At 66.1% G+C, this 10,763-nt stretch carries 10 protein-coding genes and 1 pseudogene; 8 read left to right on the forward strand and 3 right to left on the reverse strand.

What is annotated here, in order from left to right; genetic code table 11:
- Positions 1-374 precede the first annotated feature (374 nt).
- The 5 genes and pseudogenes from ABZ412_RS35050 to ABZ412_RS35070 all read left to right on the forward strand — a co-directional run.
- Positions 375-647, forward strand: a pseudogene (locus ABZ412_RS35050) (SLC13 family permease); the annotation flags it as partial.
- A 598-nt stretch (positions 648-1,245) separates the two neighbouring features.
- Entirely contained in the window at positions 1,246-2,511 is a 1,266-nt protein-coding gene (locus tag ABZ412_RS35055; protein ID WP_357289368.1) for a GH25 family lysozyme, read from the forward strand.
- Positions 2,512-2,577: 66 nt separating this feature from the next.
- Positions 2,578-2,970 carry a nitroreductase/quinone reductase family protein gene (locus ABZ412_RS35060; RefSeq protein ID WP_357289371.1) on the forward strand — a complete coding sequence of 131 codons (393 nt, stop codon included), beginning with the start codon at positions 2,578-2,580 and terminating at the stop codon, positions 2,968-2,970.
- Between the two features lie 103 nt (positions 2,971-3,073).
- Entirely contained in the window at positions 3,074-4,333 is a 1,260-nt protein-coding gene (locus ABZ412_RS35065) for a lipase family protein (RefSeq protein ID WP_357289373.1), read from the forward strand.
- Between the two features lie 155 nt (positions 4,334-4,488).
- Positions 4,489-5,649: a hypothetical protein gene (locus ABZ412_RS35070; protein ID WP_357289375.1), complete on the forward strand. Its 1,161-nt coding sequence runs from the start codon at positions 4,489-4,491 to the stop codon at positions 5,647-5,649.
- A gap of 1 nt (position 5,650) precedes the next feature.
- On the opposite strand, the gene ABZ412_RS35075 is transcribed toward ABZ412_RS35070, so the two are convergent.
- The 3 genes from ABZ412_RS35075 to ABZ412_RS35085 all read right to left on the reverse strand — a co-directional run bounded on the left by ABZ412_RS35075 (position 5,651) and on the right by ABZ412_RS35085 (position 8,654).
- Positions 5,651-6,580 (reverse strand): LysR family transcriptional regulator, encoded by a 930-nt coding sequence (locus tag ABZ412_RS35075; protein ID WP_357289378.1) that lies wholly within the window; start codon positions 6,578-6,580, stop codon positions 5,651-5,653.
- Positions 6,581-6,609: 29 nt separating this feature from the next.
- A complete protein-coding gene (locus ABZ412_RS35080) occupies positions 6,610-7,305 on the reverse strand; it encodes a TetR family transcriptional regulator (protein WP_357289380.1) in 696 nt (231 codons plus the stop codon).
- A gap of 125 nt (positions 7,306-7,430) precedes the next feature.
- Positions 7,431-8,654, reverse strand: coding sequence for an oxygenase MpaB family protein (locus ABZ412_RS35085; protein ID WP_357289382.1), 1,224 nt, complete (start codon positions 8,652-8,654; stop codon positions 7,431-7,433).
- Between the two features lie 419 nt (positions 8,655-9,073).
- Here ABZ412_RS35085 and ABZ412_RS35090 point away from each other — a divergent pair, with 419 nt between their 5' ends.
- From ABZ412_RS35090 to ABZ412_RS35100, 3 genes are all read left to right on the forward strand, one after another.
- On the forward strand, positions 9,074-9,460 hold the full coding sequence (locus ABZ412_RS35090) for a hypothetical protein (protein ID WP_357289384.1): 387 nt from the start codon (positions 9,074-9,076) through the stop codon (positions 9,458-9,460).
- A gap of 62 nt (positions 9,461-9,522) precedes the next feature.
- Positions 9,523-9,876, forward strand: coding sequence for a PLDc N-terminal domain-containing protein (locus ABZ412_RS35095; protein ID WP_357289387.1), 354 nt, complete (start codon positions 9,523-9,525; stop codon positions 9,874-9,876).
- 104 nt (positions 9,877-9,980) lie between these two features.
- Complete coding sequence (locus tag ABZ412_RS35100; RefSeq protein WP_357289390.1) at positions 9,981-10,526, forward strand: hypothetical protein; 546 nt, start codon at positions 9,981-9,983, stop codon at positions 10,524-10,526.
- The last annotated feature ends 237 nt before the right edge of the window (positions 10,527-10,763 follow it).

The following is a 10,763-nucleotide window of genomic DNA, read 5'->3' on the forward strand; positions in this document are numbered from 1 at the left end:
GCACCCGTACGTCAACGTTTCTTGGTATCTCAAAGCCTGAAGAGTCGGATATTTCCAACATCTGGCAAAGAACGCGGGCTCACAACATACCCGGCGTACAGCTTTCGAGCCGCGTTCCCGAACGGCATGCTGCTATGCGGTCACCGACCACAGGAGGGAATGCCGATCAAGTCGCGAAATCCACTACCACCCAGGGAAATCGGTCAGAACAAGGTTCAACGATCTGGCGAGCACGAGCCTAACATGCCTCGATCCGGATCGAGCAACATTGGCACATGGTTCTCGGCTTGAAGCCCGCAACGTGCGGGACTTTCTCCGGGCGGTGCACTCGCGCCGCGCTCGGTTACCGCCGCTACGACTCGATAGTGGGCCCAGTGACTGCTGTCGCGATCGCGGTGTTCGTCGTCGCCTACGTGCTCATCGCCTCCGAGCGGGTGCACAAAACCACCGCGGCCCTCAGCGGCGCGGGGATCGTGCTCGCCGCGGGTGTGGCCGGTTCCGAGGACGCGTTCTTCTCTCCTGAGGCGGGTGTCGACTGGAACGTCATCTTTCTGCTGCTCGGCATGATGGTCATCGTCGGGGTGCTGCGCCAGACTGGCGTGTTCGAATACACGGCGATCTGGGCGGCCAAGCGCGCCAAGGGATCCGCGCTCATGTCGACGTATCGCTCTGGTTCGTGATTCGTGGGGATCGCGACCGCGACTACGCTCTCGATCCGGGCGAGTTCGAGGGGGCTCGCTGGTGGGACCTGGATCCTGATCGGCTTCCCGCGACGGATCCGCATCTTCCACGATTCATCCGCAAACTGGACAGTGTTCTGCCGTCGAAGGCCCTGTCGTAACGGAGCGGTATCACGGATAGCGACACTTCCCGTTCGCTGATGAAGTCCGGATCGATGCCGCGTGGGGCTGGACGTGGTCGTGGGCAGGATCGAACAGGACATCAGGTGCAGGTAGCGGACTACTTGCTCTGACGTCAGTGTGTCTGGTGTCGCGGTTTGAGGCGGCGGGGACTCGCTAGTGGGTCGCCCGGGGTTTCGGCCCGGATCGGCTGGAAGGCACGTAGTAGAACACTCGTTACAGTGCTGAATCCCGGTGCAATTCTTTGATTCTCACAGCACATCGGTCGCCGTGAGCGGCGGAAATCGCCCTGATTTCCGTGGTCTTTCACACCATCCGTACCGAGGAGAGAGTCATGGCCATACAACAGTTTCCGGGCGTTGTGCTCGGCCCTCTGGGTAAGAGGATGGTGAAGTTTCTCGAGACCTATCCGAGAGCCGACGAGCTGCGGATCACCAGCGGTATGGACGGCGATCACGGCCTGCAATCGCACCATTATGGGTTGTCCTACGACGGCTCGCCGACGGCGGCCATCGATATCGGCTGCGATCGTGACGACGTCAAGATGCGGGACTTCGCCAAATGGATGTACGACAGGTATTGGAACTACACCGTCGAGCTCATCCATTCGACGCCGTTCGCCGACGATGACGGGTTCTACGTCAAGAATCAGCAGAAGTTCCCCGGCGGCGGACCCTACGGCCCACCCTCCTCGATCGGCCACTTCGACCACATCCACTGGGCGACCTCGGCCGACCTGATGACGCAGCTGGAACAGCTCGCCGGCGGGTCCGCGCCCGACCGGGTCCATCCCGAGATCACCGGGACGCCCGTCGCCTCCGTCACCGCTACCGTCGCCAATACCGCACCGGTCTGGGGCTGGGACGCCTCCGACTACGACTTCGCCCGCGGTCCCATGAACATGGTCGCCGCCCACACCGACGGGATCTCGTTCTTCATCTACAAGACCAGCGAAGGCAGTGACTGGAGGTCCCAGCACTACCAGGAGGTGCTCGAAAGGGCGCGCGACGCCGGGATCCCGGTGCTCGGCAGCTACCACTTCCTGTGGCCGGGAGACATCGCGGAGCAGGTCGATTTCTGGGTGAGCTGTGTCGATGAGCAGACGCCGTGGTGGAAGGAAAGGCCGTGGATCTGGCAGGTCGACGCGGAACAGTCGACGAATGCCCCGCGCCCGCCCAGCGCCGATGAGGTGCTGCAGGCGGTGGAACTCACCAAGCAGCGGCTCGCCGACCGGGGAGCTCCCGGTTACGTCATCGGGTACACCCCGTTCTGGATGTACGGCGATTCGCTCACCGGGGATTACGACATCTGGGCCAGCAATTACAACGGCTCCGGCGCGCCCCGCCCGTTCAAGGAGCAATACCAGGGCGTCGGTGACCATGCCGCGGGCTGGAATGTGATGTCCGGTCGCAAGCCCACCATTCTGCAATTCGCCTCCGACGGGGTGGTCGGCAATCAGCACACCTGCTGCGTCGACAAATTCGACGGCGACCTCTACGACCTCATCCGCAAGTGCGGTCGCGAACCGCAGCCGGCGGCTGCCGCCCGGGCGGTATCGGTCGCGCGCTCCCGGCCGGCCGGACGGCGTCAACCGGCTACCTCGCCGATCATGGTTCCGGATGCCGACGGGGCGCACCTGCCCGTCCGGTAGCTCGGATCGCGGACACCAGCCTGCGGCCACCGCCGCAGGCTGCTCCGGCGGTGCTAACGTCGGGGCATGGCCGACCGGCGCGAGATCCAGCATGCTGTGGTGACGGGATTCCAACGGAGAGTGGGAAATCCGATTCTGAGGCGATTGCCGATCCAGACGCTGTTGGAGACGACCGGGCGGGTGAGCGGGCAGCCGCGGATCACGCCGATCGGTGGGCGGCGCAGCGGCGGCGCGTTCTGGTTCGTGTCCGAGTTCGGGCGGCGGTCGCAGTACATCCGGAACATCGAAGCCGACAATCGGGTTCGGCTGCGGATTCGCGGGCGGTGGTTCACCGGTACCGCGCACCTGATGCCGGAGGACGATCCGGTGGCTCGGCTGCGGTCGTTGCCGAGGGCGAACAGCACGGCGGTGCGGGTGGTCGGTACTGATCTGATGACCGTTCGGATTGATTTGGACTGACACCGGCGGCTGACCGGGCGGCTCTCCCACGCCGGACAATCCAGGCGCGACACACCGCTTCCGCACCGCTTGACCAGCCAAGACAGCGGATACTGTGCTTGCGATGCGGAAGACCATGAGGCGCCGCACGTCATGCGGCATTGTGCAGAAGACCGCCCGGCACGCCCTGTTCCTCGGCGCGCTCGTTCTCGCGTTCACTACCGCAATCTCCTCCGCGGTGGCCGCGCCCGCGCCCGTGCCCGAAGCCGATCCCTTCTACAGCACACCCGCCGACCTGGGTGCCCACAAGAGTGGCGACCCGCTGGCCTGGCGCAGCGTGAAGCTGTTCGGGTTGTCGACGCCGCTGCCCATAACGGCGTGGCAAATCCAATACCTGACAACGGATTCCGAGAACAAGCCCATCACCACGATCGCCACCGTCATCGAACCGACCGCGCCCTGGCGGGGCCCCGGTTCCCGGCCGCTGGTGGCCTTCGCCAGCGCCGAAGACGCTCTCACCACCGCCTGCGCTCCCTCCGCCACTCTGCGCGCACCCATCAACATCGGCAGCCAAACCACCTTGGACCTGCCGTTCCTCGTGGGTCCGCTGCTCCTCGGCTATGCGCTGGTGATCCCCGATTACGAGGGCCCGCAGTCCAGATTCCTCGATGGCGTGACGTCCGGCCACGCCCTGCTCGACGGGATCCGCGCCGCGCGCCGCTTCCCGTCCACCGGACTGGCCGACAGCCCGACCGGGATCTGGGGTTATTCCGGCGGCGCCTACGCGGCGCTGTGGGCGGGGCAACTACGCGCCACCTACGCTCCGGAACTGCCGCTGACCGGCATCGCCGCGGGCGGCATCCCCGCCGACATCCCCGCCATCGCCCGCGCGGCCGACGGCGGCCCGAAAGCGGCCCTCGCCCTACTGATCACGGCGGCCCTGATCCGCAACGAGCCCAAGGCCAAGATCGAGGTCCTGCTCAACAACCGCAGCACCGCCATGCTCGCCGACGTCGGCAAACGCTGCGGAACCGGTCTACTACAGACCTATTCGGGAACACACCTCAGCGACTACTCCGTCGCAGCCGACCTCTTCGCGCACCCGACGGTCGTGGCAGCCGCCCAACGTCAGGAGCTGGGCGCCATCACCCCGGACGTCCCGCTGTACCTGTACCACAGCAACGCCGATGAGATGATCCCCGCCCCCGGCGTCCACGCCCTCATCAACCGCTACTGCTCCATGGGATCGACTCTCACACAACACTTCTCGAACATCCCGGGCCACAGCGGCACAGCCATGGTCGAAGCCGTGGGCGCTCTCCGCTACCTCGGCGACCGCTTCGCCTCCGGCCCGCCCGCCCGAGGCTGCGCCGCCGCCTCCTGATCGCGTGGCCGATGGTGGCGCGCTCAGCGGACCAGCTCGGCCAGGGGGCCGTCTGGGTTCGCGGGTGTTTCCACAGAGATTCCTCACGAGTCGGAGGGTTCAAGGGCCGGTCTCCGCCCCGTAGTGTGCACGCGGAATGAAGGGAGACCCGGGATATGGCCGGTGTGCGTAATGGGTTTCTACTGCTCGGAGGAGTGGCGGCGGTGGGGGCCGGGGCGTTGCATCTGTTCGCGGCGGGGTTGCATACCGAGCATGCGACATTGGCGCGGTTGATGGTCGTGCTGGCGGCGGCGCAATGCGCGGTGGGGCTCGTGGCGATGGTGAGTGCCCGGAAAGCTGTGCCGGTCATGGTGATCGGGGTCAACGTCGTCGCCGTGGCGGTCTGGGCGTATACGCGGGTGGCGGGGTTGCCGTGGCCCGACGGGCTCGACGTGGCCGAGGCGCCGCAGTTCCTCGACAGCACCTGTGCGGCGCTGGGGGCGGTCTCGATCGTCGGGGCCGCGGTCGCGTTGGTGCGGCCCGAGGCGAAACTGAGCGTGCCGCAGGCGGCGACAGCCGCCGGGCTGTCGGGAGTTCTCGCTGTCGCGGCGATGCTCGGCGGGGCCGGGCATGTGCACAGTCACGGCACCGGGGATCACTCCCATGCGGACGGCGACCACACCGCTCACGACCATGGGACCGGGAATGCTTGGCCGCGGCCGTGGGATCCGGCGAAGCCGATCGATGTGTCCGGGGTGCCGGGGGTGACCGCCGCGCAGGAGCAGCGGGCGACCGCGTTGATTCGCAGCACACTGGACGACCTGCCCGCGTTCGCCGACGTCCATTCCATCGGCGCGCTGGGCTACCGGTCCATCGGCGATTCGATCACCGGGTACGAGCACTTCATCAATACGGCCTACATTCGCGATGACCTGTTCCTCGATGCCGAACATCCGGAGTCGCTGGTCTATCGGGTCGACGGCGACAATCGGACCCTGGTGTCGGCGATGTACATCGCGAAGGGCAAGAAGATCGACGACCCGGATCTGGTGAACTACGGCGGGGCGTTGATGCAGTGGCATGTTCACGACAACCTTTGCTGGAAGGCCGGCGACGGTGGCCCGCAGGTCGCCGGAGTCACCGATGCACAGGGCAATTGCCCGCCCGCCTCGATCAATCCCGGTGCGGGTAATCCGATGGTTCATGTGTGGATCACCGCGAACCAGTGCGGGCCGTTCGCGGCGCTCGAGGGTCATGGTGCGGGGCAAGCGGCCACCAGCCCTGACGGCCGGCGCACCGACACCTGCTCGCACGACCACTCGGGCGGGCATCGCTGAGTCAGCGGTCTGCCGCTCGGTCTTTCACGAAGTCGGTGGCGATGGCGGCGAGGCTGCGGGTCAGGTCGGATTCCGCGCCTCGTCGCCAGACCAGGGCCCAGCGGGCGGGTGGGGCGTCGGGCATGGGGATGTAGATGACGTCGGGGCGGGCGTAGTGGCGACTGGCGTGGGCGTGAACCGGTGTGATGGCCTTACCCGCGGCCAACTGGAGGATCATGTCCTGGAAGTTGTCGACGTACGCGACGCGGGAGATGGTGCGGCCGGAGGCGGTGGTGAAGGGGGTGATGGCGCTTTGCCAGTAGTCGGGAGGCTGATTGGCGGCGTCGGTGCCCGCGCCGAAGACGCCGTAGTCGGCGAGATCTTCGTACGTGGCCGAATCCCGTTCTGCCAGGGGGTGATTCGCGCCGACGAGGAGCATGAACGGTTCCTCGTAGAGAATCGGGCCGACAATCAGATCGGGTTCCTCTATGGGGAGCCAGCTGATCAGGATGTCGATCTCGTCGGCGCGCAGCGCGCCGAAGGGATTGCCGAAATGGACGTGTTCGATGTGCACACTCGTATTCGGGTGGCGGGCCCGGAAGATATCCAGCAGCGGTCGCACTTCCTCGAGGCTGCTGCTGGTCACGCCGATACGGAGCAGACCGTCGTCACCGTAGCGGGCTGAGCGTTCGGCCCGGCCCAGGCTGGCGCACAGGTCGCGGTAGTTGACCTGCAAGTCCTCGAAGAGGCGGCGGCCGATCGGGGTCAGCGAGACGGTGCGGCTGGAGCGGTCGAAAAGCTTTCCGCCGATCCGGCTTTCGAGTTTGCGGATCACCTGGCTGACGCGGGCCTGCGAGAGGTAAAGCCGCTCGGCGGTGCGACCGAAATGCAGTTCCTCGGACAGCGTCAAGAAGATCTCGATGTCGCGCAGTTCGATATCGCGCGGGTCCATACGGGTCGTCCCTATCGATCGGTACGGGGCTACCGACCCGGCGGGTCGAGCATGGGAAGGAGGAATTGGCGGGCGATCGCCGCGAGTTGCTCGTCGTCGTCGATGTCGACGACCTGACTCGGAATCGCCAAGAAGGAAGCGCAGATTCGGACCATCAGTTCGGCGACCACCTCGACCCGCAGGTCCGGGGAGATGGTGCCCGCCCGCTGCTCCTGCCGGAGTTGGCGGGCCACGAATTCCCGCACCATGGCCACCGCCCGGCCGCCGTCGCCGACCAGGGAACTCACGAAATAGTCGGGTTCGGCGGTGATCAGGGCACCGATCAGCGGATTGCCGCGCAGTGCGCGCAGCGAGCTCACGAACCCGACGACCACCCGCTCCCCGACATCGGCCGCCGCCGCGATATCGACCAGGAAGGTGTCGAAGTACCGGCGGAATTCGCGCAGGATGACGCGCTCCACCAGTTCTTCCTTGGTGCTGAAGCGCCGGTAGACGGTGATTCGCGAAACCCCCGCGGTCCGCGCGACATCCTCCATCGTCGACCGCTGCACACCCCAGCGCCGGAACTGCTCGTCGGCCGCGTCGAGAATGCGGGTGCGCATACTGTCGGTGTCGTCGACCTGTTCGACCGCTTGCAGGTAGGCGCGTTCGATCAAGGACTGGCCGAGCGGGAGTTCCTTCGCGCGCGGCGCGGGTTCCACGGCGTCCTCCTGATCGCGTTTCACGTCTCCACATCGTTGCCGATACAGCGATACGTTAGCTGTTTCCTTGAATCCGGAGGCTCGTGGGCGACGGCGAGCCGCGGCCCGCCGTCGCCGTCAGTGCGCGCCGCCCCGGACCGGCAGGCGAATCACCGGTTGGTCAGCGGGATTTCGATACTCAACGGCATCCGCAGCTCGGCCATGTACCAGAGCACGAACTGCCGCAGGAACTCGTCGAACATCCAGTAGGGCGCGTCGACCACCGGAGCCACCGACAACACGCCCTCCCGGACTGCGACATACGGACCCCACGCGACCTCGAGCAGTGGACTCCACACCGGCTCCCGCGGAATGGCGAGCCAGTCGGCGACCTTGTCCCCCATGATGAATCGGGTGAACGCGCCCAGAATGCCGTGACTGAGCAGCGTCAGGTCGAGATCCGCGCCCAGATTGAGCAGCTGATGCGCCAGATCGGTGCCTTCGGCGGTCGGGGCGAGGATCGGGTCGAGTTGCTGCGCGGCCTGCGCGTCGGCCTGGTCCCAGGTTGCCGGGATGTACTCGTCGCGGATGCCGAGCAGATGCGCCGCCAACTGCCAACTGTGCAGGTAGCCAGCCGATTCCGCGGCCGGGATGGGCAGCTTCCACGCGGTCAGGGTGCGCATGATGGTGGTGGCGAGACTGTGCCAGGTGACCATCATGTCTTCCTGACTGATCGGCGTGACATCCGATGGCCAGTGTGGCGACTGCGGCAGCAGATGCCGCACCGACGCGTGGATGATCCGGGTCTTCACGCAGGTGACGACCATTTCACCGCCCTGGCCATAGGCGTTCACCGTGCCGATGTCGTATCCGAACTTCGCGGTCTTGGCGATGCGCTCCTTGAGGTGCGACCCGCCGCGCGAGTAGTACACCGCCCGCGCCTCGTGCGGAATGACCGTCGACATCATGCCGCTGGCGAACGCGTACAGCACGCCCAGGTAGGTCCCCCGCTTCTTGGTGAATTCGAACGAGCTGGCCAGCTTGCCCTGGTCGGTCCAGGACGGCAGCTGCCGCGCGTCCTCGATGAAGTCCGCCAAGGACTTCGGCAGTCCGGCGGGCAGGGGCTGATCGTTGTAGATCCAGGTCGCCAGCAGCCGGTTGATCTGCGGTACGTCGGCGTGGTCGATGATGTCGGCCAGCACGGAGTCGGCGTCGGGGTCGTAGACGGTCATCGGGTCCGCGCCGCCGCCGACGCCGACCACCGAATCGGCGGGCGACCACTTCCAGGGCTCCGCGCGCACGGTGCGCGGTGTCAGCGCCATGGCGCCGACGACTCCCAGGAGGCCGCTTCCTGTCCTCAATGCGTCGCGCCTGCTCAGACGGTGTGCATCCATAGCCGTGAATCCTCTTCGATCGGGCCTGATACACAGACACAGTTCGCGTATCTGTGTATCTTGATGAGACCACACCGTGACGGCAGTCACAACCACCTGCCGCGGATCTCCGGAAGAAGGACCAGCCGATGAACCCGTACGTCGTCATCCAGAACCTGCTCAACCACCTCGATCTTGGGTCGGCGGGCAGCAGCGGACCGGCCGCCTTGCCGCTCAGCGGTTTTCGGCGGCAATAGGGCGGCCGGCCGATCCGGCGGCGATTATCGAATAAATCGGTCGTCCGAATAGATACCGGACGACCGCCGTCGAAATACTCTCGCGTGCAGCCGAACCGAATTCGCTAGAGACTCTCGAACTCGATCACGGTAGATTTGATCAACACGCCTGAACATGTCATCTCTCCGACTGAGGAGGACCACATGATGGACAGTTCCGATTCAGGCTCCTACCCGTTCCGGGAACAGAAAACTCGCCGCCGCCGCGCCAGGCGGTTCATGGTGCTCTGCGCGGGCGCGGTCGCCGCCACGTACCTCTTCTACGCCTGGCTGTTCGGCAGCATTCTGTGGGTGTTCACCGGACCCGACTCCATTTGGGTCCCCGGCAGCTACGGCGGCCTCGGACAGCGCTTCGAGACGCAGAAACTCGCCGACGATTACGCCTACCAATGCGGAGAATCCTCGTCCCTGCCCTTCCCTGGCGTCTCCTATTGCCGGCAGGAGCCCGAGGAGGCTTCCTCGGTCATCGTCACCTGGTACAACGGCGACAAATACATCTTCGACAACCAGGACCCCTTGGGCAGCTTCTGAGTTCACCGGCTACGATCCCGGAGCCGCATGTTCTTGCGGGGGGATTCTCGAGGAGAAGATCAATGCCGTACGCGGCCGTCGGACTCATCACGCTGGCCCTGTGGGTCTACTGCCTGATCGACATCATCACCTGCCCGGAGACCGGGGTCCGGCATCTGCCCAAGGGCGGCTGGCTGGTGATCGTCCTCCTGGTCCCCACCCTCGGCGGTCTGCTGTGGCTGATCCTCGGCCGCCCGCTCCACGAGGCGCCGCGCCGGCCCACCACCCACTACTCCGAATACGACCGGCCGGGCCGCTACGTCCCCGCGGATCCCGCCGCCGACGAGGCCTTCCTACGTGGCCTGCGCGAGCGCGCCGAACAGCAGCGCGCCGAGGCCCGCCGCCAGGAAGCCGAACGCCGCCGCGCCCAGGATTGACCCCGGCACGACCGTTTCGGACGGCTCCCACGGGGTAACGCGCCTACGTGCGGAAGCTCGTGCGGCGCATCTGCCGGACGGCTCCCTGGAGCCGGAACCGGCTGATGCGACGGTCCGATCGATTCCAGGCGGCGTGGCGCATGCTCGCCGCGCTGCTGATCGCGGCGAGCCTGCCGGTCGCGATCACCGCCGGGATCAGGACCGCCGATAGCGCCGCCGCCCGCATCCACGCCGCCAACGCGACCAAGACCTCGGTCACGGCCACCGTCGTCTCCGATCCGATCCGGCTCCCCCGCGCGGCGGGCCAGAGTGTGGCGCCCGGTCCGCCGCAGGCCATGGTGCAGTGGAATGCCCACGGCCAGACCAATATCGCGCTCGTCGACGTGCCGGGGACCGCCGAGCGGGGCGACAAGGTCGTGCATTGGATCGACGTCACCGGGCAGGACACCACCCCGCCCCGGTCGGACTCCGACGCCGTGGCCCAGGGCATCAGCACGGGGGTCCTCTTCGTCCTCGCGTCCGCCTGTGGCGCGGCACTTCTCGCCCGGTGCGCCGACCGGTTCCTGGCACGGCGGCACAGCGCCGACTGGGCCGAGGAATGGCGGAAAATCTCGCCCACCATCGGCCCCAACCACCCCGGGCGGTCCTAGGAACCAGCCGTTAACCAGCCCTTTTCTGACATTACGGAGAAAATTCCACATTCCACGCGAAGTGTGCGTGAAAGTCACTGTTGCAGATGTACTTACATTTGCTCCTTTCACTGTGCCTAGTCGCTGACAACCAGTGCCAAATAGTGAGCCTTTTTCATCGGTGATGGATGATGTTGTGGCAGTTGGTGTTTGGTGCGGCGTGTCGCCCGGTGGATAGACGAAGCCCCTGGTAGAGCG

The sequence above is a fragment of the Nocardia sp. NPDC005746 genome, assembly GCF_040630785.1.
GTDB lineage: Bacteria > Actinomycetota > Actinomycetes > Mycobacteriales > Mycobacteriaceae > Nocardia.